At 68.3% G+C, this 21,731-nt stretch carries 16 protein-coding genes; 9 read left to right on the top strand and 7 right to left on the bottom strand.

Annotated features, from left to right (window positions below; translation table 11 throughout):
- The first annotated feature begins 45 nt into the window (after nt 1-45).
- On the top strand, nt 46-1,179 hold the full coding sequence (locus Amac_RS24585; RefSeq protein WP_155356757.1) for a terpene synthase family protein: 1,134 nt from the start codon (nt 46-48) through the stop codon (nt 1,177-1,179).
- Here the strand turns inward: Amac_RS24585 and Amac_RS53800 are convergent.
- The gene (locus Amac_RS53800; RefSeq protein WP_170322623.1) at nt 1,176-1,343 is read right to left on the bottom strand and encodes a hypothetical protein; all 168 of its coding nucleotides are present in this window, start codon (nt 1,341-1,343) and stop codon (nt 1,176-1,178) included. The genes Amac_RS24585 and Amac_RS53800 overlap by 4 nt on opposite strands.
- Before the next feature lie 147 nt (nt 1,344-1,490).
- On the opposite strand from Amac_RS53800, the gene Amac_RS24580 reads away from it, so the two are divergent.
- The 3 genes from Amac_RS24580 (at nt 1,491) to Amac_RS24570 (ending at nt 5,950) form a co-directional block, all read left to right on the top strand.
- Complete coding sequence (locus Amac_RS24580; protein ID WP_373869837.1) at nt 1,491-3,635, top strand: ATP-binding protein; 2,145 nt, start codon at nt 1,491-1,493, stop codon at nt 3,633-3,635.
- Between the two features lie 341 nt (nt 3,636-3,976).
- Nucleotides 3,977-4,882 (top strand): proteasome assembly chaperone family protein, encoded by a 906-nt coding sequence (locus tag Amac_RS24575; protein ID WP_155356755.1) that lies wholly within the window; start codon nt 3,977-3,979, stop codon nt 4,880-4,882.
- A gap of 12 nt (nt 4,883-4,894) precedes the next feature.
- Nucleotides 4,895-5,950, top strand: coding sequence for a Gfo/Idh/MocA family oxidoreductase (locus Amac_RS24570; protein WP_155356754.1), 1,056 nt, complete (start codon nt 4,895-4,897; stop codon nt 5,948-5,950).
- Here Amac_RS24570 and Amac_RS24565 read toward each other — a convergent pair.
- On the bottom strand, nt 5,927-6,718 hold the full coding sequence (locus Amac_RS24565) for a tyrosine-protein phosphatase (protein ID WP_155356753.1): 792 nt from the start codon (nt 6,716-6,718) through the stop codon (nt 5,927-5,929). The two genes, Amac_RS24570 and Amac_RS24565, sit on opposite strands and share 24 nt — an antisense overlap.
- Before the next feature lie 141 nt (nt 6,719-6,859).
- Here Amac_RS24565 and Amac_RS24560 point away from each other — a divergent pair, with 141 nt between their 5' ends.
- On the top strand, nt 6,860-7,729 hold the full coding sequence (locus Amac_RS24560) for a hypothetical protein (RefSeq protein ID WP_155356752.1): 870 nt from the start codon (nt 6,860-6,862) through the stop codon (nt 7,727-7,729).
- Here the strand turns inward: Amac_RS24560 and Amac_RS24555 are convergent.
- A complete protein-coding gene (locus Amac_RS24555; RefSeq protein ID WP_170322622.1) occupies nt 7,710-10,280 on the bottom strand; it encodes a tetratricopeptide repeat protein in 2,571 nt (856 codons plus the stop codon). The genes Amac_RS24560 and Amac_RS24555 overlap by 20 nt on opposite strands.
- A 133-nt stretch (nt 10,281-10,413) precedes the next feature.
- On the opposite strand from Amac_RS24555, the gene Amac_RS24550 reads away from it, so the two are divergent.
- The 3 genes from Amac_RS24550 (at nt 10,414) to Amac_RS24540 (ending at nt 14,889) form a co-directional block, all read left to right on the top strand.
- Entirely contained in the window at nt 10,414-11,601 is a 1,188-nt protein-coding gene (locus Amac_RS24550; RefSeq protein ID WP_155356750.1) for an SGNH/GDSL hydrolase family protein, read from the top strand.
- A 64-nt stretch (nt 11,602-11,665) separates the two neighbouring features.
- On the top strand, nt 11,666-13,195 hold the full coding sequence (locus Amac_RS24545; protein WP_155356749.1) for a choice-of-anchor I family protein: 1,530 nt from the start codon (nt 11,666-11,668) through the stop codon (nt 13,193-13,195).
- Between the two features lie 80 nt (nt 13,196-13,275).
- The gene (locus Amac_RS24540; RefSeq protein ID WP_155356748.1) at nt 13,276-14,889 is read left to right on the top strand and encodes a serine/threonine protein kinase; all 1,614 of its coding nucleotides are present in this window, start codon (nt 13,276-13,278) and stop codon (nt 14,887-14,889) included.
- Nucleotides 14,890-14,983: 94 nt separating this feature from the next.
- Here the strand turns inward: Amac_RS24540 and Amac_RS24535 are convergent, their stop codons facing one another.
- The 3 genes from Amac_RS24535 to Amac_RS24525 all read right to left on the bottom strand — a co-directional run bounded on the left by Amac_RS24535 (nt 14,984) and on the right by Amac_RS24525 (nt 20,261).
- On the bottom strand, nt 14,984-15,637 hold the full coding sequence (locus Amac_RS24535) for an HAD family hydrolase (RefSeq protein WP_155356823.1): 654 nt from the start codon (nt 15,635-15,637) through the stop codon (nt 14,984-14,986).
- Between the two features lie 256 nt (nt 15,638-15,893).
- Nucleotides 15,894-19,730 carry an ATP-dependent RNA helicase HrpA gene (gene hrpA, locus Amac_RS24530; protein WP_155356747.1) on the bottom strand — a complete coding sequence of 1,279 codons (3,837 nt, stop codon included), beginning with the start codon at nt 19,728-19,730 and terminating at the stop codon, nt 15,894-15,896.
- A 60-nt stretch (nt 19,731-19,790) separates the two neighbouring features.
- Nucleotides 19,791-20,261 carry a winged helix-turn-helix domain-containing protein gene (locus Amac_RS24525; protein WP_155356746.1) on the bottom strand — a complete coding sequence of 157 codons (471 nt, stop codon included), beginning with the start codon at nt 20,259-20,261 and terminating at the stop codon, nt 19,791-19,793.
- A gap of 383 nt (nt 20,262-20,644) precedes the next feature.
- Here Amac_RS24525 and Amac_RS24520 point away from each other — a divergent pair, with 383 nt between their 5' ends.
- On the top strand, nt 20,645-20,884 hold the full coding sequence (locus Amac_RS24520; protein ID WP_155356745.1) for a hypothetical protein: 240 nt from the start codon (nt 20,645-20,647) through the stop codon (nt 20,882-20,884).
- 26 nt (nt 20,885-20,910) lie between these two features.
- Here Amac_RS24520 and Amac_RS24515 read toward each other — a convergent pair whose 3' ends face one another.
- Nucleotides 20,911-21,687 (bottom strand): neutral zinc metallopeptidase, encoded by a 777-nt coding sequence (locus Amac_RS24515; protein WP_155356744.1) that lies wholly within the window; start codon nt 21,685-21,687, stop codon nt 20,911-20,913.
- Between the last annotated feature and the right edge of the window lie 44 nt (nt 21,688-21,731).

Below are 21,731 nucleotides of genomic sequence, written 5' to 3'. Positions count from 1 at the left end.
GCCTCGCGGCGCTGCACTTTCCCCCTCATCGCAAAGGATCCTGTCGTGGAAATCTCCCAGATGGATGTGCCCTCGTTCTACTGCCCGTTCCCGTACGCGATCTCCCCCGAGGCGGCCGAGATCGACCGGCGCACCGTGCAGTGGATGGACGATTTCGGCCTGCACAGAAACCGTACCCAGCGTGACTACCTGGCCACCCAGAAGGTCGGCTACTTCGCCTCGCTCACCATGCCGCACGGCTCGGGCGAGGGCCTGCAGGTCGCCAGCGACCAGCTGTTCTGGCTGTTCACGTTCGACGATATGTACTGCGACGAGCGCGAGGACGACTCGTCGCTGGACGAGCTGGTCCAGCTGCTGGGCAAGCTGGCCCGCATCCTGGAGGCCCCCACGGCCCGGATGCTGCCGGGCAACCCGTGGGCGGAGGGCCTGCGCGACATCCGCCGCCGCCTGGACCTCTACGCCACCCCGGTACAGACCGCCCGCTGGGTGGAGGAGCTGCGCAAATACCTGTTCGGCCTGATCTGGGAGGCCGTCAACCGCTCCGCCAAGCGCATCCCCCGGGTCAACGACTACGTGGCCATGTGGCTCAACGTCACCGCCACCGCCCCCAGCCTGATGTTCATCGACATCAGCGCCGGCTACGAGGTCTCGGCGGCCGAGATGTCCACCTCACGGGTGCGCGCCCTCACCGAGATGGCCAACGCCCTGGTCGGCTGGGACAACGACATCATCTCCTTCAACAAGGAGGCCTTCCGCAAGGAGCGGTACGGCTACGCCGAGCTGCAGAACCTGGTCAGCGTGCTGGCCCACCAGAACGACTGCTCGATCCCGGACGCGCTGGCCACGGCCGTGGCCATGCGGGACCGGGTGATGTCGCTGTTCCTGCGCCTCAGCGACGAGGTCAAGACGGACGCGGGCTCCGAACTCACCCGCTACGTCCACGGCCTGGGCGAATGGGTCCGCGGCTACCTGGAGTGGAGCATGATCACCGACCGGTACGGCGACCCGCGCAACCCCGACGACGACCTGACGGCGGACCGCATCGCCATGCCCCGCACCTGGAAGGACGAGCCCATGGACGACAGCCCCGACCCGCTCCCGGTCACCGCCATCAACTGGTGGTGGGACCAGCTGAGCGAGGCGAACTATCCCCACCCGCCCCGCTGGCAGACGACCTAACCCCAGTGCGGCGGCCGATCCTCGATCAGCCGGGCGTCGTCGTCATCGCCCCGCCACTCGCCCCAGCCGTGGTCGGTGTCATCCACGGTCTGGTCGGGCAGCACCGGCAGACCGTCATCGAAGAGGTCCACCGGACGCAGGTCATCCGGCTGCGGCTCTGTCATGCGGCCAATAATATCGACTCCCCCCGGGGGTGAATTCCCCCCGGGGGAGAAACGTCGGCCCCTCTCGGCCAAACATCTGTCGGCATGCGAGGGTACGATGCCAGAACAGCAAAGAGCCCGTAGTGGCGCGCAATTGCATTGGTTCAGGTGCAGGCCGGACGCAACAACCCCCGTGAGGCGGCATTGGCAACGCCAGCAGGATGGCGGCGAGAGGGCAATCTCCCCGCGGAACTCACCAGTTTCGTGGGCCGTAATCGACTCCTCACCACCATCAGACAACGTTTGCAGAACTCCCGCCTGGTCACGGTGACCGGTATCGGCGGCGTCGGCAAGTCGCGCACCGCGCTGCGGATCGCCCACCTGGTCCGCCAGCAGTTCAAGGACGGGATCTGGTATGTCGATCTCGCCCGCCTGCAGGATCCCGGCATGGTGCACCACACGATCAGCACCGCCTTCGGCATCGCCGACCAATCGGCCCGGGCCGGCGCGGACACGCTCGGCGACTGGCTGTCGGAGCGCGAGCTGCTGCTGGTGCTGGACACCTGCGAGCACCTGGTCGAGACGTGCGCCGAGCTGGTCCAGGATCTGCTGGCCCGGGCGCCCAAGCTGCGCGTCATCGCGACCAGCAGGCGCTCGCTCAACACCCAGGGCGAGTCCGTGGTGGCCATCCCGCCGCTGATCGTGCCCGGCGACGACCCGGCGGAGAGTCCGTACCACAACGAGGCCGTGGAGCTGTTCCGGCAGCGGGCCTCGGCCGTGGTGCCGGACTTCGTGGTGGACGAGACCAACGTCAACAGCGTGGCCCAGCTGTGCGTGCGCCTGGACGGCATCCCGCTGGCGATCGAGCTGGCGGCGGTCCGGTTACGCGCGCTGTCGGTGGACCAGATCCTGGGCCTGCTCACCGACCGGTTCAGCCTGCTGGCGGGCGCGAGCAGGACCGCGCTGCCCCGGCACCAGACGCTGCGGGCCGCCATCGGCTGGAGCCACGAGCTGTGCGAACCGGCCGAGCGGCTGCTGTGGGCCCGGCTGGCGGTGTTCTCCGGCGACTTCGAGCTGGACGCGGCCCGTTTCGTCTGCGCGGGCGAGAGCCTGGCGGCCGACCGCATCCTGGAAGTGATCACCGGTCTGGTGGACAAGTCGGTGCTGCTCAGCTACAGCACGGTCTCCGGCCAGCGCTACCGCCTGATCGACACGCTCCGCCAGTATGGCGAGGACTGGCTGGACAAGCTCGGCGAGACCGACACCCTCAAGGCGCGGCACCGGGACTACTACCTGCAGCTGGCCGAGCGCGGCGAGCACGCCTGGTCGGGTCCGCGGCAGGTGCACTGGTTCGTCCGGATGCGCCAGGAGCACGACAACATCCGGGTCGCGGTCGACTACTGCCTGAAGAACCCCGGGCAGGTCCGGATCGGCCTGGAACTGCTGGCCTCGCTCTGGTTCATGTGGGTGGCCTGCGGTTTCGTCCGGGAGGGTCGCCACTATCTGGAGCGCGCGGTCAAGGAGTCCACCCAGCCGAGCAAGGAACGCTGCAAGGCACTGTGGGTGCTGTCCTACATCCGCAGCGCGCAGGGCGACGTCAGCGGGGCGATCGAGGCGGCCGAGCAGTGCAGCACCGACGCCGTCCAGGTGGGCGACTCCACCTCGGTGATCCTGGCCACCAAGATGCAGGGCACGGCGGCGTTCCTGCAGGGCGACCTGAAGAAGGCGACGGCGCTGCTCGGGGTGGCGATCGAGTTCCACCGGGGCGGCCGGGAGCTGAACCCGGGCCTGCTGCCCGCGATCGGCGAGCTGGCGCTGGTGCTGACCGCGCAGAACGACCTGTTCGAGGCGGAGACGCTGCTGCAGGACTGCCTGAAGGTCTGCCACGAGCGCGGCGAGCTGTGGCTGCGCTCCTACGCGCGCTGGATCCTGTCGATCGTGGAGCTGAACACCGACCGGCTGGCCGACGCGGTGGTGAGCGCCAGGGAGGCGCTGCGGATCAAGCGGCACTTCCACGACGTGCCGGGCGTGCTGCTGGTCCTGGAGACGATCGCCCGGATCGCGGTGGCGGAGGGCCGGGTGGTGCACGCGACCTACCTGCTGGGCGCGTCGGTGACGAACTGGCAGACGTTCGGCCTGGCGCAGATGGGCTCGCCGTTCCTCTCCCAGGAATACGAGAAGAGCCGCAAGGAGTGCGAGGAGAGCCTCGGCCTGGAGCGCTTCAACGAGCTGTTCCGCCAGGGCGCCCGGCTGACCTTGGAGGACACCATCGCCACCGCGCTGGGCGAGATGGACTCACCCGAACCCGGCTAGGTGAAGGCCGCGCCCGCCGGGGGCGGCTGCCCCGGTCGTTCATCCGGTCAGGATCGGTACCCGGCTCCGGCAAAGCCTGGACCGTTACAGCATGACCGTGGTAGGACGCGAGAATGAGCAACGTGTCGCCCCTGTCGACCGAGACTCGGCGTCCACCTGTGCGGCCAGAGCGGTTGTCTCACCGGCCCTGGCGAGATCGAACAGCTGGGTGGCGAACGCCTCCAGTTCCGGATCCGGCTGCATGAACCCTGTTGTCCAACGATAGGGTCCCCGAAACCGCCCGGAATCGATTGGGCGGGTCGTAGGTTCTTTGTGGAAGGACCTGAAGAAAGGCTGACATCGTGTTCGACCCGACGGATCTCTACCGGCTCGACGGAGACGTCCCCGAGCTGACCGATCCGGTGCTGCTCTACCATTTCGAGGGCTTCGTGGACGCCGGGGCGGCGGGACGGCTCGCCCTGGGGCATCTGCTCGCCGAACTGGAGCACCGGGTCGTCGCGACCTTTGACATCGATCGGCTGCTGGACTACCGGTCCCGGCGGCCGGTGATGGTGTTCGACACCGACCGCTGGACCGAGGTGGACATGCCGGAACTGGCGGTCTACCTGGTGCACGACGTGACAGGGACCCCGTTCCTCATCATGACGGGCCCGGAGCCGGACCGGGAGTGGGAGCTGTTCACCGAGGCGGTGGGCATGCTGGCGACCCGATTGAAGATCGGCAAACTGGTCACGGCGCACGGCATCCCGATGGGGGTGCCGCACACCCGCCCGCTCGGCCTGACGGCGCACGGCAGCCGCCCCGAGCTGATCAACGGCCAGGCCAGCCCGTTCGGCCGGGTGCAGGTGCCCGGGAGCGCGGCCGCGCTGCTGGAGTTCCGGCTCGGCGGCAAGGGCCACGACGCGGTAGGTTACGCGGTGCACGTGCCGCACTACCTGGCCCAGGCCGAATACCCGCAGGCGGCGGTGGCCGCGCTGGAGGCGATCACCCGGGGCACCGGCCTGGTGTTCCCGATGGAGACGCTCCGCGAGGCGGCCGGGAAGACCACGGCCGAGATCGAGGAGCAGATCCAGGCCTCGGCCGAGCTGTCCGGCGCGATCGAGGGCCTGGAGCAGCAGTACGACGCGTTCCAGTCGGGCACCTCGAAGGAGAACCTGCTGGCCGAGTCCACCCCGATGCCCACCGGCGACGAGCTGGCCGCCCAGTTCGAGGCTTTCCTGGCGGAGCGCGACGACCGCGAGATCTGATTTCCTTGGGGCATGAATGAGATCAAGGTTGGTCTGGTCGGTTTCGGACCGGCGGGGAGTTTCTTCCACGCGCCGCTGATCGCGGCCACGCCCGGGCTGCGGCTGGCCGCCGTGGTCACCCGCGACCCCGCCAAAGCCGAGCCGGTACGGGCCACCGGCGCGGACGTGGTCGACTCCGCCGAGGAGCTGTGGGATCGCGCCGACCTGATCGTGATCGCCGCCCCGAACCGCACCCACGTGCCGCTGGCCACGGCGGCCCTGCGCGCGGGCCTGCCGGTGGTGGTGGACAAGCCGCTGGCGGGCACCGCCGCCGAGGCGGCGGGGCTGATCCGGCTGGCCCGGGAGCGGGAGCTGCCGCTGACGGTGTTCCAGAACCGGCGCTGGGACGGCGACTTCCTGACCATCCAGCGCCTGCGCGCCGAGCTCGGCGAGATCCGCAGGTTCGAGTCGCGGTTCGAGCGGTGGCGGCCGGTGCCGAAGGGCGGCTGGCGGGAGCGCGGCGGCCCGGGCGAGCTCGGTGGCCTGCTGTACGACCTGGGCAGCCACCTGGTCGACCAGGCCCTGCACCTGCTCGGCCCGGTGGCGGCCGTCTACGCGGAGAGCGACGTCCGGCGGGCCGGAGTGGAGGCGGAGGACGACGTATTCCTCGCGCTCGAGCACGTGAGCGGGGCCCGGTCGCAGTTGTGGATGAGCGCGGTGGCCGGTCAGCTGGGGCCGCGGTTCCGGGTGGTGGGCTCGGAGCGTACCTATGTGAAGTGGGGCCTGGACGGGCAGGAGGATCGGCTGCGCGCCGGGGAGCGGCCGGACGCGCCCGGGTTCGGGGTCGAGCCCGAGGAGGCGTGGGGCAGGCTCGGTGTGGAGGGTGACGTGCGGGCGGTGGCCTCGGAGCCGGGGGCGTACCTGGATTTCTACCGGGGTGTGGTGGCCATGATCCGGGAGAAAGCGGCTCCGCCGGTGGATCCCGAAGGGGTGGTGGCGGCGCTGGCAGTGCTGGAGGCCGCCAAGGTGGCGGCCTCCGAGCGGCGCGTCGTGTCAATCCCGGTGTCAGTCCCGCAGCCGGGCGCGTAGCGCGGTGGTGTCGGCGGCGGTCCAGCCGTTGCGGTCCAGCCAGCCCAGCGGCCCGTCGAAACGGTCCTCCAGGGTGGTCAGGAAACGCTCCATGTATTCGGCCCGCGGCACGTGGTGGTCGTCGGACTTGGAGTCCAGGTCGTCCCGGTAGGTGTCGCTGGCGCGCAGCCGGGCCAGGATCGCCCCGATGCGCTCGCCGGTGACGGCGTAGTCGGCGACGATGGCCTCCCGGGTGACGCCGCCGACAGCCAGCGCCAGCGCGCAGACCACGCCGGTGCGGTCCTTCCCGGCGGCGCAGTGCACCACGGCCAGGCCATCGTCGTGGGCCAGCGCGCGCAGCGCCGCGACCACCGAGTCCGGCCGGTCCCGCAGGTAGCCGTAGTAGTAGCCGGTGACCTGGAGTTCCTCATCCAGCCGCGGCGAGTTCCCCCAGGGAAGCGCCCGGTCGTCGATCGCGTCGGCGGCGGCGTCGGTGAAGCGGCCGCCCTCGGCGAAAAGGGTGTGGTGATGGAACCCGATCTCCAGCATTTCAGCTAACGGGCCGGGGCCTTCCAGGCGCACCTCGGTATTGGACCTCAGGTCCACCACGTGCCGGAGCTTGAGGGTGCCGACCAGGAACTCGATGTCGGCCGGGGTCAGACCCTGCAGGTTGTCGGATCGCAGGATGCGGCCGAATCGGGTGATGCCGCCGTCGGTGGTCGGCAGGCCGCCGAGATCACGGACATTGACCGCGCCTTCCAGAACTATCCATCGCTCATGTTCGTTCATCGCTTATGAGCCTATCTGTCGGGATAAGACGGCGGAGTGGCGGCAGAATGAATGTCTCCTAGTTCTTTCGCAATCATTGCGATCAACTCATATTTCGCGCTGGCGGTGGCAGCAGACAGCATCATCCCCCCAGGAGGTCACGTGGCCGACCGCGCAAGACCCGTAATAGTCCTAGATCCCAGCCTGCCGTTCGCGATCCGTCAGCTGCTGGAGACCAACGAGGAGTTACTCCGGCGGGTGCGGCAGGGACTCGTCCCGGAGACCCCCAAGTCGCCACGGCCGATAGTGATCGCGTGTGCCGCGGTCCTGGCGTTCGCCGGCATCTTCGGCGGTTTCTCCACCTTCCTGATCCTGGCCGGCATGACCGGCTTCGTGACGCTGCTCAACCGGTTGCTCACGGCCGACCAGCGCGAGGCCCGGCGAAAACTCCAGATCGTGTACGACCACCGCGACCGGATCGTGCTGCCGAGCGACCTGGACGAGCAGTGCGGGAGCCTGCTCGCCCGGGCGCAGAAGGCGGTCAAGGCCGTGCTGCACTCGAAGGTGCACCGCCAGGGCCTGCTCGACACGGACCACAACAACGTCGCCCTGCCCGGGGAAGCATGGGTGATCGCCAAGCGCCTTTCCGACCTGTCCGCGCTCCGGGACAAACACCGCAAGATCGTGGGCCGGAACCCGGATCCGCTGATCGCCGAGGCGGACGCGCCGTACAGCACGACGATCAAGGAGATCACCGCGTCTCTGACGTCCCGGGTGGTGGCCCTGGAGGCGTACGCGGCCCGGGCCAGGGACGCCGACCGCCTCTTCGACGCGTTCCGGAAGGTGACAGAACTGCACGACCTCACCCCCGAGTTCCAGCGACTCCTGGCGGAAACGGCCCCGGACGCGATGGCCACGGCGGAGATCGCCCAGATGTCCACCCAGGCGGTGGCCATCGAGCAGGTCTTCCGCGCCAGCATCGCGGAGGCCAGGCAGGCGGGCACCCACCTGCTCAGCGTGTCGGCGGCCTAGGCGCTTCGGCGCGTTCGAGGACCTCTCGGGCGCGCCGCGCGCCGGTCTCGTTGCCCAGGCTCAGGTAGATGTCCAGCGCCTGCCTGGCCGGTTCGCGCGCCTCCTCCCTGCGGTCGGCGCGCAGCAGGATCTCCGCCATGCCGCGCAGGCTGCGCGCCTGCCACCACCGGTCCCCCAGCTCCTCGAAGTCCTGTAAGGCCTGGCGGAGCGACGCCAATGCCTCGGGCACCCGGCCAAGACGCTCCAGCGCCCACCCTTCGGAGATCTCGGCCCGGGCCACGCCCCACGAATCGCCCAGTCGGGCCAGCATCTCCTTGGCGTCCCTGACGTTGGCGTGCTCGGTGAGCAGGTTGTTCGGGTCGCCGATCTCCCCGGCCGCGCGCAGGCTGCGGGCCTCCTCCCACTCCTCGTGGCGGTCCTTGAACGCCTTGATCGCGAAGCGGAGGGCGTTCCCGGCGAGGATGTACTGCCGTTCGGCGGCCAGGTCCTTGCCCTCGGCCAGGAGCGCGCGGGCCTTGGCGGCCAGGACCTCGCCGAGGGCGCGCTGGGTCTGGGCCTCGGAGTAGCGGTTGCCGTCCGCCTCGAAGGTGGCCAGGGATTCCTCCAGGAGTACGGCGGCTTCGCCGTAGCCGCCCTGGGCGAGCCGGAGTTCGGCCAGGTTCCGCTGGGTGCGGGCGGTCCACCAGCGATCGCCTTCGGCCTTGAATGCGGTGATCGCCTCGACCAGGTGGTCCTGGCCGCGGTCCAGGTTGCCGCTGCTGAACAGGGTCATGCCGATCGTGCGCATGGCCCGCGCCGCCCACCAGCCCTCGCCCTGCAGGGTCAGCAGGTTCAAGGCCCGGCGCGCGTCATCGAGCGCGCCGTCCGGGCGGCCCAGGCCACCCGCCACGGCGGCGCGTTCCAGCAGGGCGATGCCGATCGCGCGCGGGTCGTCCATGCGCTCGGCCGCCTCGCAGACGATGTCGGCCACCTCCTCCCAGTCCGACCAGTACGCCCGGAGCGAGTGGCACAGCGAGCAGAAGGCCCGGCCCATGCCCCAGGCGAGGTCCCACATCTCCTCGTTCCTGGCCTGGTGGATGGCGGCCAGCAGGGCCAGGCGCTCGGAGGTGAACCAGGCGGCGGAGGTGATCTCGCGGCGGGTGTGGTCCAGGCGGGGCCAGGTGATCTCGATGGGGGTGATCGTGTCGGGGGTGCTGCGGCGCGGGATCCTGGAGGTCCAGTCCTGCGGCCAGCGGGCGGTGGCGGCGGCTTCGGCGCGGCGGCGGAAGCCGTACAGGACGCGTTCGATGGCGGCGCGGCGCTGGTCGGCGTCGAGGCGCTGCTCGCGGGCGAACAGGCGGACCAGGTCGTGCAGGCGGTAGCGCATGCTGCCGGTGGAGTCGCGGCCGGTGCAGTCGGCGAGCTGGCTGGTGACCAGCATCTCCAGCTGGTCGGCGCCGTCGGTCTCGGAGGTGTCCAGCAGGTCGCCGGCCACCCACTCCTGCACGTCGGGGGCGGTCAGCTGGGCCAGCAGCCGGAGCAGGCGGCGCTGCAGGTCGGTGCACTCCTCGTAGCTGAGGTGCAGGCTGGCGCGGACGCTGCTGTCGAGCTGGCGGCCGATCTCCAGCTGGTCCAGGCGGCGCCGCTCGTCGGCCAGGCGGAGGGCCAGGTCGCCCAGGGACCAGTGGGCGCGGGTGGCGAGGCGGCCGCCGCAGATGCTGATGGCCAGCGGCAGGCGGTCGCAGAGGCGGACGATGGTTTGGGCGGACTCCAGGTCGGCGACGACCCTGTCCCCGCCCGCCAGGCGGGCCAGCAGCTCCACGCCCTGGGCTTCGGTGAAGACGTGCAGCTGGGTGTCGTAGGTGTTGCGGAGCAGCAGCGGCTTGCGGGAGGTGACGATCACCGCGCACCGCGGTTCGTTCGGAATGAGATCCTTGACCTGATCCCCGTCCCTGGCGTTGTCCAGAAATATCAGCAGACGGCGGTCCTTGGTCCAGGTCCACCAGAGCTTCTGCAGCTCGCGCAGGCCGCCGGGGTCGGTGGTGAGGCGCACGCCGAGCGAGCGCAGGAACCCGACCAGCACCTCCTCGGGGCGGACCACGTCGTCGCCACCGCGCAGGTCGAAGTAGAGCTGGCCGTCGGGGAAGTTGTCCAGGATGTCGTGCCCGAACCGCCCGGCCAGGGCTGACTTGCCGACGCCGCCCTGGCCGTAGATGGAGACCACGAACGGCGAGTCGCCGGTCCTGGCCTGGAAGCGTTCGCGCAGGTCGGCGAGGGCCTCGCCGCGGCCGGTGAAGTGGGCGATGACCGGGGGCAGCTCGGCCGCGACCGGGCCGCCTCCCGGCAGGGCCGCCGGGCGGCGTTTGACCGGGACGGCGGTGGCCCAGGCCAGCACTCCGGCCAGCGCCGCGGCGGTGCCGGTGACGCCGAGGCTCACCGCGACCGGCAGGTCCCAGATGTTGGTGGCGGCGGCCAGCGCGCTGCCCACCGCGGCGACCACCCCGATCGCGGCGGGCGCGGCCAGCGCCCGCCGGCCGGTTGCTTGCTCGTCAGGCGGGGACGGTTCGGACATCCGTGTCCTCGGGGGTGTCAGGAAGCCGGGGCAATGTGGATTCAAGCACGTCTGACCGAATGACAGCGTTCCAGGAGGCGAATGGCCGTAATGTATCCCCTCGCGAATCAATCTCACCCGGCACTCGGAGGCGATGGTGCGACCGGTCCACCGGTTCGTCATGACGGCGTTGATCCTGGCAGCGGCCCTGGTGCCGATGTCGCCCGCGCGGGCGGCGTCAGGACATCAGGTCGGCACCTGGACCGCGGCCAGCGACCGGCTGCCGACCGCGATCGGCGACCAGACGGTCCGGATGGTGGTACGCACCAGCATCGGCGGCAGCGGCCTGCGCATCCGCCTGTCCAACGTCTTCGGGCGCACCTCGGTCACGTTCCAGAGCGTCTATTTAGGACTCCAGGCGTACGGCGCGGAGCTGATGGGCAAGACCAACCGGCCGGTCACCTTCAACGGCAAGAAGTCGATCAGGATCAAGCCGGGGCAGGCGGTCTGGAGCGATCCGGTGGTCAAGAAGATCTCGCCGCGGCAGAGCGTGGTGGTCAGCATGTACGTCCCCGGATACCTGCCGCAGGTGACAGGACACGATCGGGCGTACGCGACGACGTTCCTGTCCGATCCCGGAAACCACGCGCGGGCCGAGTCGGCGGACAAGTTCACCTACACCAGCACGCAGTGGTACTTCCTCGATCGGGTGTCGGTGACCACCGCGAAGTCGGTGCGCTCGGTGGTGGCGGTGGGGGATTCGCTGACCGACGGCGCGGGGCAGGAGCTCGACACCAACCGGCGGTGGACCGACTATCTCAACCATCGGATCGGGGCGTTGCCGGCCGCCAAGCGGGTGGCGGTGCTCAACGCGGGGATCGCCGGGAACCGGGTGCTGCAGACGGGGGTCGGGCCGAGCGTGCTCAGCCGGTTCCGCCGGGACGTGCTGTCCCAGCCGGGGGTGAAGACGATCGTGCTGTTCTGCGGGATCAACGACATCTCCAAGGGGGAGCTCACCTCGGCCAAGCCGCTGATCGAGGCGTACAAGAAGATGATCAAGCTGGCGCACGCCAGGAAGCTGCGGATCCTGGGCGGCACGCTGACACCGTTCGCCGGGTACCAGAGCTGGACGCCGGAGCGGGAGGCGATCCGGCAGCAGGTGAACCGCTGGATCAGGACGAGCCGGGCGTTCGACGGCGTGCTCGACTTCGACAAGGCGCTGCGCGATCCCGGCACGCCCGACCAGCTGCGCGCCTCCTACGATCACGGCGACCACCTGCACCTCAGCGACTCCGGGCGACGTAAGCTGGCGTACACCGTGCCGCTCAAGCAGGTCCTCTGACGGTTCATCTCATGGTCATCCGCACGTCAGGGAAAAGTCACGAAATTTCGCGACGATGCAGGTCATGCGCATTTTCGCCGCCACCACTGGGCTGATTCTCACCTCCACGTTATTGTCCGTGCCCGCACAGGCCACGGGCGGTATCGAACTCACGTTCCTCGGGCGTTTCGCCACCGGCGCGGTCGGCGTCGGCGCGTCCGAGATCACCGCGTACGACCCCGCGACGCGCCGCGTCTTCGTGGTGAACGCCCAGGACGGCACGGTGGACGTGCTGGACATCAAGGACCCGCGTAACCCGAAGAAGGTGGCCACGCTGGTCACCCCGGGGGCCAACAGCGTGGCCGTGAAGAAGGGCCTGGTGGCTGTGGCCCAGCAGGCGGCGATCAAGACCGACCCCGGCACGGTCAGCTTCTTCTCGGCGAAGAACGGGCGCAAGCTGCGCGAGGTGCGGGTGGGCGCGCTGCCCGACATGGTGACGTTCACCCCGGACGGGGACAAAGTCGTGGTGGCCAACGAGGGCGAGCCGTCCTCGTACTGCGCCGACGGGGTCGATCCTGAAGGCTCGATCAGCATCGTGGACGTGAAGCGCGGCAGCGTGAAGACCGCGAGTTTCCGGGCGTACAACGGCAAGGAGAACTATCTGCGGGCCAAGGGTGTGCGGATCTACGGCCCGAACGCGACCGCCGCGCAGGACTTCGAGCCGGAGTACATCGCCACCGACAAGCACGGCCGGACCGCCTGGGTGTCACTGCAGGAGAACAACGCGATCGCGATCGTGGACCTGAAGCATGCCCAGGTTGAGGAGATCGTCCCGCTGGGCTTGAAGGACCACTCCAAGCCGGGCGCGGGCATCGACGCCTCGGACCGGGACACCAAGATCGACATCAGGCCGCGGCCGGTGCTGGGCATGTACCAGCCGGACGCGCTGGCCTCCTTCGAGAACCGCGGCCGCACCTACCTGGTGGCCGCCAACGAGGGTGACGCCCGCGACTACGACTGCTTCTCCGAGGAGGTCAGGGTCAAGGACCTCACGCTGGCCCGGCCCGACGGGGACGCGCTCAAGAAGGACGCCGAGCTCGGCCGCCTCAACGTGACCACGACCTCGCCCAAGAACGCCGCCGGGGCCACCACCGACCTGCACTCCTTCGGCGCCCGGTCGATCTCGATCAGATCCGCCTCGGGCGCGCTGGTGTGGGACTCGGGCGACCAGCTGGAGAAGCTGATCGCGGAGAAGCTGCCGGCCGAGTTCAACGCCGACCAGGAGAACGCCACCTTCGACAGCCGCAGCGACAACAAGGGCCCCGAGCCGGAGGGTGTCGCGATCGGCGAGATCAGGGGTAGGACGTACGCGTTCGCCGGGCTTGAGCGGGTCGGCGGGATCGTCGCGTACGACGTGAGCATCCCGAGCAGGCCGAGCCTGGCCGGCTACGTCAACAGCCGCGACTTCACCGGCAACGTGGCGGCGGGCACCGCCGGGGACGTCGGCCCCGAGGGCGTGCTGTTCATCCCGGCCGCGCAGAGCCCGACCTTCCGGCCGCTGCTGGTGGTCGGTCATGAGATCAGCGGAACGACGGCCATCTACGAGCTGCGCTAACCTCCGCTGGAAGTCCGTGAACCTGCCCGTCACTGCGGGCAGGTTCACTTATTTGTACGGATCCCAATACGGTATGACACATGGTCGCACCCCTGACCCCTGAGGACCCCCGCGCGCTGGGCGAGTTCACCCTGTCCGGCCGGCTCGGCGAAGGCGGGCAGGGGGTCGTCTATCTCGGGGAATCCCCTGACGGGGGACCGGTCGCCATCAAGGTGCTGAAAAGCGGCTTCGACCCGAGCGTGCGGCAGCGGCTGGCCCGCGAACTCGACGCGCTGCGCGGCGTGGCCTCGTTCTGCACGGCGCGGGTCATCACCGCCGAGGTGGACGGCCGCGAACCCTACGTGGTGAGCGAGTTCATCGACGGCCCCTCCCTCCACGACCGGGTCAGCGCCGACGGCCCGTTACGCGGCGGCGAACTCGAACGCCTCGCGGTCGGTACGGCTACCGCGCTCACCGCCATCCACGGCGCGGGCATCGTGCACCGGGATTTCAAGCCGGGCAACGTCCTGCTCGGCCCCGACGGGCCCCGGGTGGTGGACTTCGGCATCGCCCGGCAGAGCGAGAGCGCCACCATGACGGCCGGGCCGATCGGCACCCCCGCCTACCTGTCCCCCGAGCAGATCGCCGGGCATCCGGCCAGCCCGGCGTCGGACGTGTTCGCGTGGGGGGCGACCATGGTGTACGCGGCGACCGGCCGCCCGGCGTTCGGCGCCGACAGCGTGGCCTCGGTGCTGCACCGGATCATGACGATCACCCCCGACACCAGCGGCGTCCCCGAACCCCTCCGCGCCACCGTGCAACGCTGCATCGACAAGGACCCCACCCGCCGCCCCACCTCCCGCGACCTCCTCCTCACCCTGGTCGGCTCCACCCCCGACCCGCTCTCATCCGGCGCCGCCGCAGCCCACCCACAATCTCCACCGCCGGGCTATCCCCCTGCCGCCGCGGCCCACGCGTCGCAGACTCCCCCGCCGCCGGGCTATCCGCCCGCCGGGCACTCATCCTGGCCCGGACAGGCTCCCCAATCCTGGCCCGGCCAATCGCCCGCGCCTCAGTCCTGGCCTGGTGGCCAGCCGTTAGGTACCGGACCGGGTCAGAGCTGGGAGCAGCATGTCACCGCGCCTGCCAGAACGGGCGGCAACCGAGGGCTGATGATCGCCCTGCTGGTGGCTCTGGTCGCGGTCATCGGCACCACCGCCATCGTGGTTCCCCGCCTCGTCTCCGGACCCGACGACAACACGGGCTCGTCCTCCACCACCAGCGAAACGACCGTGGACCCAACGGAGACCCCCACCGATGAGACCGAAAACACCGAGGATCCCACTGAAGAACCCACACCCTCAGAGGACCCCACTGAGGACACCACCGACGCCACCGTCATCCCAGACGCTTATGCCGGAAGCTGGGTAGGCCACATCGTGCCCGAACCCCAGGGCGCCATGAGCGAACACGACATCCGCATCGAACTCCCCGCTGGCGAAGCCACCGGCAAATGGTACGAAGACGGCTGCGACACCGGCACTCTGACCGTGAACAAGATCGAGGCCGACTCCTTGGTCCTCCGCCTCGACAACAATGCCGGCTGCGTCCCCGGCACCGTCATCCTCACCCCCAAGGACGACCAACTCGGCTACCAGTGGGACGACGACCTCGGACTCGTCACCTACAAGGGCGACCTCACGAAGGAAAGCTGACCGCGCGACTCATTCGATCGCCAACGCTTCCTCCGATCGCAGCCCGCGAGGGCGAGTCGAAGGATCCTGCGCGGGTGCCCTCGGCCTCACGACCTTACGAAAGCGGGTCCAAGAGGCCAGCTAGCTCGCCCAACCCGTCGATCACAAAGTCACAGGCGGCGGACTCCGGACGATCGGCGTGCAGGTAACCCCACGGCCCTCTCCGCAACAACGCCGTGCGCATTCCCGCCCGCGCGGCCGGAAGCACATCGTTGTCCAACCGATCCCCCACATAGAGGATCTCGTCCGGCGCCCGCCCCGCCACCTCCGCCACCTTCGCGAAGAACCCCGGCTGCGGCTTCGACAACCCCCACCCCGCCGAGGTGTAGATCGCATCCACCGGCAACTCCATCGCCACCAGCGCGTCATACGCCTGCACCGGCTGATTCCCCGCGACGATCACCTGAAAGCCCAACGTCCTGAGCTCGGCGAGACTCCCCCTGACATCCGGATAAAGATCCTCAACATCAAAGTTCTCCCGAAGCCCCTCCGGCTCCTCCCGCCGCCACGCCTCCATCTCAGCCCGCACATCCAACCCCGGCCGAACAACCTCAAAAGCATCCCGATGGGACCGATCAAGAGCCGCCATCCCCCCAAGCACCCCCATGAACGTCAACCGGGTCACCCCCAGCCGATCCGCCCACCGCGACCAGATCCGCGTCTCATCAATCAACGTCTCCCCAACATCAAACACAACCGCCCGAATCACAGCACCCTCCCCCTCAGAACATTCCGGACCCACCCTAATCAGAACTCCCACGACGCCGCCGACCCAGCCAAGACACCGACCCCCAAGCACTGCCGCCCGGCACCCAGATCTGCGGACGGACCACGAACCGCAGCTGACGCCATTTCACAGAGGAGCTGGCACCCGCACGGCGCCAGCCCCTCTTGGCGCCGGGACGGCGAGGACCAGCGCGGACGTAAACGGCGCCGGATAACGGCGGGCAACCTGGAACGGCTTCCTACAGTTGCTCCATCGCCTTTCTGATGCGTTTCTCCGAGACGGGGACGGGTGTGCCGAGTTGCTGGGCGAAGAAGCTGACGCGGAGTTCTTCGATCATCCAGCGGATGTCCTTGACGGCGGGGGTGTCGCGGCGGGCGGGGGGAAGTTTGTCCACCAGGTCGCGGTAGTCGTCTTCGATGTCGTGGACTTTGAACATCCATTCGCGGTCGCGGTGGGGGTCGTCGGAGAGTTTTTCCAGGCGGCGTTCGATGGCTTTGAGGTAGCGCTGGAGGTCGGGGAGGCGGGCGTGGCCGGTGGCGGTGACGAAGCCGGGGAAGACGAGGTTGCCTAGCTGGTCCTTGATGTCGGCCACGGCGTCGGCGGGGCCTTTGGTGGCGTTCTGAACGGTGTGCCAGAGGGCGAGCACGCGTTCGACTTTCGTGACGACGTCGTGGGTCGTCGCGTACAGGTCGGATCTGAGGTGGTCGTGGAGGCGGGTGAACGACTGTTCGTCCCAGGCGGGGCCGCCGGCGTCCTTGATGAGTTTGTCGGCGGCGCAGGCGGCGCAGTCGTCGAAGAGGGCGGTGGCGCCGCCGTGCGGGCTGCGGCTTAGAGCGAGTTTCTGGGTGGTGGTGAGGCCGCGAAGGATGGATTTGGCGGGGTTGAGGGTGCTGAGCAGGAGTAGTCGCCGGGTGCCCGCCCACATGGCGCGCTCTTGCTCGGCCGGCGTCTCGAACATCCTCACCGCGACCGTGTCGCCGCGATCGACCAGCGCCGGATAAGCCCGCAATCGGCCTTGTTCGAACACCTTCGGCAGCGTCCCGATCGTCCAGGAGGTCAGGCCCTCGCGTTCTAGGCCGGTGGCGGCCTCGGAGAGGGTGGCTCGGAGTTTGGGCGCGAGCCGGCGTTTCAGCGCGTCGAGATCCTTGTCCTCGGCGACCGGCCGTTTGCGCTCGTCCACCACCCGGTAGGTCACGCGCAGGTGGTCGGGCACCTGCTCCATGCTCCACGCCTCCCGGGGTATCACCACCCCGGTCATTCGGTGCAACTCGCGCTCCAGCGCGTCCAGGATCGGCTCGCTGCCCGGTGTCACCTGGTCCAGCACGGCTTTGGCGAAGTTGGGCGCGGGCACGAAGTTACGCCGCAGATGCTTGGGCAATGACCGGATCAGCGCGGTGATCAGGTCCTCCCGCAGGCCGGGAATCTGCCAGTCGAAGCCCGCTCCGTTGACCTGGTTGAGCACCTGCAACGGCACGTGCACGGTGACGCCGTCGGCTTCGGTGCCGGGCTCGAACTGGTAGCTCAGCTTCATGCGCTGCCCGCTCTGCCGGATCACGTCCGGATAGTCGCGGGCGCTGACATCGGCGTTCTCGTTGACCAGCATGTCCGGCGAGAACGTGAGAATCGTCTTGTCGGGCGCTTTCTTCCACCAGCTGTCGAAATGCCGCCCGGACACCACCTCGGCCGGAATGCGCTGATCGTAGAAGTCGAAGAGGGTCTCGTCGTCGACCAGGATGTCGCGGCGGCGGGCCTTCTCCTCCAGCTCCTCGACCTCCTGCAGGAGCTTCCGGTTCTCGTGGAAGAACGGATGGTGCGTCCGCCAGTCGCCGTCCACCAGCGCGCGCCGGATGAACAGCTCACGCGACAGTTCGGGATCGATCCGGCCGTAGTTCACCTTGCGCTCGGTGACAATGGGAACGCCGTAAAGGGTCACCTTCTCCAGGGCCATCACCGCGGCCTGGTCCTTCTCCCAGTGCGGCTCGCTGTAGGCGCGTTTGACCAGATGCTGCGCGAGCGGTTCGACCCACTCCGGCTCGATCTTGGCATTGACCCGCGCCCACAGCCGGGACGTCTCCACCAGTTCTGCCGACATCACCCACTGCGGCTGTTTCCGGGCCAGCGCCGACCCAGGGAAGATCGCGAAGCGGGCGTTGCGAGCGCCGACATACTCGGTGAGCGGCCGCCGCTGCCCCGGTTGCTCCTTCTTGGCCACGTCCTTGACGCCGATATGCGACAGCAGCCCGGCCAGCAGCGACAGATGCACCCGCTGCGGGTCGGCGTCGGCGCTGTTGAGCGTGACGCCGAGGGTCTTGGCGACCTGCCGCAACTGGCTGTCGATGTCCTGCCACTCGCGAACCCGCAGGTAGTTGAGGAACTCGGCCTTGCACAGCCGCCGGAACGCGCTGGAGGACAGCTCCTGCTGTTTCTCCCGCAGATACCGCCACAGGTTCACATAAGTGAGGAAATCGGACTCCTTGTCCGCGAACCTGCGGTGCTTCTCGTCGGCGGCCTGCTGCTTGTCGGCCGGACGTTCGCGCGGATCCTGGATCGACAACGCCGCCGTGATGATCATCACTTCGCGCACGCAGCCGTTCTGGTCAGCCTCCAGCACCATCCGAGCCAGCCGCGGGTCCACCGGCAGCTGCGCCAGCTTCCGCCCCAGCGGCGTCAGCCCGCCCTTCGCGTCCAGCGCGCCCAGCTCATGCAGCAGGTTGACACCATCCTTCACCTGCCGGCTGTCCGGCGGCTCCACGAACGGAAACGCCGCGATATCCCCCAGCCCGAGCGAGGTCATCTGCAGAATGACACTCGCCAGGTTGGTACGGAGAATCTCCGGATCCGTGAACTCCGGCCGCCCAACGAAGTCCTCTTCGGCATAAAGCCGGATACACACCCCATCGGACGTACGCCCGCAGCGCCCCTTCCGCTGGTTGGCCGACGCCTGCGAGATCGGCTCGATCGGCAGCCGCTGCACCTTCAGCCGGTGGCTATACCGCGAAATACGGGCATTCCCAGGGTCGATCACATACTTGATGCCCGGCACCGTCAGCGACGTCTCGGCCACGTTGGTGGCCAGCACGATCCGCCGCCCCGTGTGCCGTTGGAACACGCGATGCTGCTCGCCCGCCGACAGTCGCGCGTACAACGGGAGGATCTCCTCGCGGCGGCCCTTCAACGCGTCGGCGGTGTCGCGGATCTCCCGCTCCCCGCTGAGAAAGACGAGAATGTCCCCCGGGCCTTCCCGGTTCAGCTCGTCGACCGCGTCCACGATCGCCTGCGTCTGGTCGTCCTGATCCTCGTCGATCGAGCGATAGCGCACCTCCACCGGGTACGTCCGTCCGCTCACCTCCACGATCGGCGCGCCGCCGAAATGCTGCGAGAACCGTTCGGGGTCGATCGTGGCCGAGGTGATGACGACCTTGAGGTCGGGGCGTTTGGGCAACAACTGCTTGACGTACCCGAGAATGAAGTCGATGTTGAGGCTGCGTTCGTGGGCCTCGTCGATGATCAGTGTGTCGTACTGGGAGAGGAACCGGTCGGTCTGCATCTCGGCCAGCAGGATGCCGTCCGTCATCAGTTTGACCAGGGTGCCGTCGCTCGAATGGTCGGTGAACCTGACCTTGTAGCCGACCGCCTCCCCGAGCGGGATGTCCAACTCCTCGGCGATGCGCTCGGCGACGGTCCTGGCCGCGATCCGGCGTGGCTGGGTGTGCCCGATCAGGCCGTGCACACCCCGGCCCAGCTCCAGGCAGATCTTCGGCAGCTGGGTGGTCTTGCCGGAACCGGTCTCGCCCGCGACGATCACGACCTGGTGGTCCCTGATCGCCGCCAGGATGTCGTCCTTGCGCTGGCTGACCGGCAGCTGGTCGGGATAGGTGAGCAGGGGAACGGCGGCGCGCCGGACCGCGACCCGCTGTTCCGCGACGTCGAGTTCGCCGGAGATCTGCGCGGCGATGGCCTGCCGGGCCTTCGGGTCGCGGACTTTGCGCATGCCGTCGAGGCGGCGGCCCAGCCTGCGCTGATCGCGCAACATCAGGTGGGGCAGGCGGCCCTGGAGGTCGGAGAGCGTATTCATTCCGTCCTCAAGGATAGGCAACCCGCCCCTGGGCACCGCCAATCGTTTTCTCCGGGCGCGTCAGCGGGGCGAAACTTGGTACTTGTAACCTACGTTGCGCACGGTGATGATCCGCTCCGCGTGCCGTCCGAGTTTGCGGCGCAGACGGAGAATGTGCACGTCGATCGTGCGGGCGTTGTCGTCGCCGTACCGGTCCCAGACTGCGGCCATGAGCTGTTTGCGGTTGTAGACGCGGCCGGGCGCGGCGGCCAGATAGTCGAGCAGCTCGAACTCGCGGTAGGTCAGTTCGACCACGGCGCCGTCCAGGCGGACGGTGCGGGTGTCACGGTCGATCACCAGGTCGTCCCGGCGGCGCGGCGCCAGCTCGGGTTCCGCCCGCGATTCTGTACGCGGTGCGGTGACCAGGTGGCTGACGATGACAAGCGCCGAATCGGTGCCGGGGACCGGGATGACACCGAGCACGGTGCCGTCATCCACGATCGGTTCGTGAGCGGGACGCGGGACGAAGTCGATGACGTTCGCCTGGGACATCGGGATTCTCCTTTAGGTGCCTGGGTGATGTGGCCGACGGGGGTGCGCGGCATATCAACAGGCGGCGCTGCAGACGCGGAGCAGATCGATGTAGCGACGCTCGGTCAGGGCATCCATGGGTGAATCCTGGCATGAATAATTCATATTGTCCAGGTAGGAATTAAGGGGAAGCTCTCTGTAAGCAGCCTTCGGCGGTCGCGCCCGCGATGGTCAAGGCGTAAGACGTCCTCCGTTCGGGAGGCACACTCACGCGCCGGCCACCTCGACATCCAGCACCCCGATCGAGGGCCGGGCCGAAGCCACGGCGAGAACCCTCTCCGCAGACGCGACCCATGCAGCCTGGTCGCCGCAGTGATACTAGGGAGACTCTAGGGAGGAACTACATGGCGACTACCAGCATTCAGGTCGATGACAAGGCGCTGGCCGCCGCGGCTGACAGCCTCGGCATGGCGTTGGTTCCCAAGTCCGATGTGGAAGACCTCCGGCGGCTCAGGAACGCCGAGCAACGACGAGAGATCGCCCGGCAACTGCGGGATGCCAAACGAGCGCTCGAGACCGATGAACTGGCTGAGTACACCCAGCTGACCCGTGACGACATCGCGCGAGGCGATCTGTTCGCCTGATCACGTCTGCGGGATCGTGGATCCGCTCACGAAACTTTGGCAGAGGCGGCCACCCAGGTGTTGCAAGCCGCAGGTGCGGCCGCTTTGAAGCCTCGATCGAGCCAGGCCGCGATATTGCGACCCTTTCCGTGGTCGTGATCCTTGGTGTATTCGTCGCCGCCTCTGCGATTGAGATCGAGGAGGAAATCCCAGTCGTCTGTCGTGCGGTTCAATGAGTCCCAGACACTGCCGATGAAGGCACCGGCCAGGCACTCGGCCTGGAGTTCGTTACGGCGCAGCTGTTCATTCAGTTCGCTCTTCCCTTTGTACGGGTGATCGATGAATGCCTGGCTCAGCCCGGTGATGTTCTGAATATGATGCCCGTACTCGTGGGCCGCGAGGCTGAAGAGGAACAGGTCGGAAGGATCCGTGAGAAGGGTGCCCTCCAGATGGACGAGAAAGCGGCGTTCCTTATCACAGTAACGCCCAGCGGTGCCCTTTCCCCAGGAGGAACCGCAGAAACGCCGCGGTTTGGTAATGAATCCGATCTTGGCCTTGGCGAAGGGTAATCCCGCTTTCTTGAAATGGGCTCCCCAGGAGGCATTCAGGCAGTTCAACACTGATGTCAGATACCGCTTGGCGGAATTGACGTCGTTCGGCCTGATGTCCTTCTCCGGGCATCGGATGGGCTTGATCGTGCCGGTGCGGTACAGCCGGTTCTTGGTGAGGGTGGGGTCCCTGATGGGGTAGGAGGCCGCCTCGGCCGTACCCGAGAGCAGAAGCCAGGAGAGTGTGCAAACAGCCACGAAGGGGGTGAATCGCATGGTCGTATCGTAAGATCCGCGATCTTCGATGGTGGTGGCATCGG

The organism is Acrocarpospora macrocephala, from assembly GCF_009687865.1.
In the GTDB taxonomy this organism is placed as follows: domain Bacteria; phylum Actinomycetota; class Actinomycetes; order Streptosporangiales; family Streptosporangiaceae; genus Acrocarpospora; species Acrocarpospora macrocephala.
Note: the sequence above shows the minus strand (reverse complement) of the source record. Positions and strands in the feature narration are given on the sequence as shown.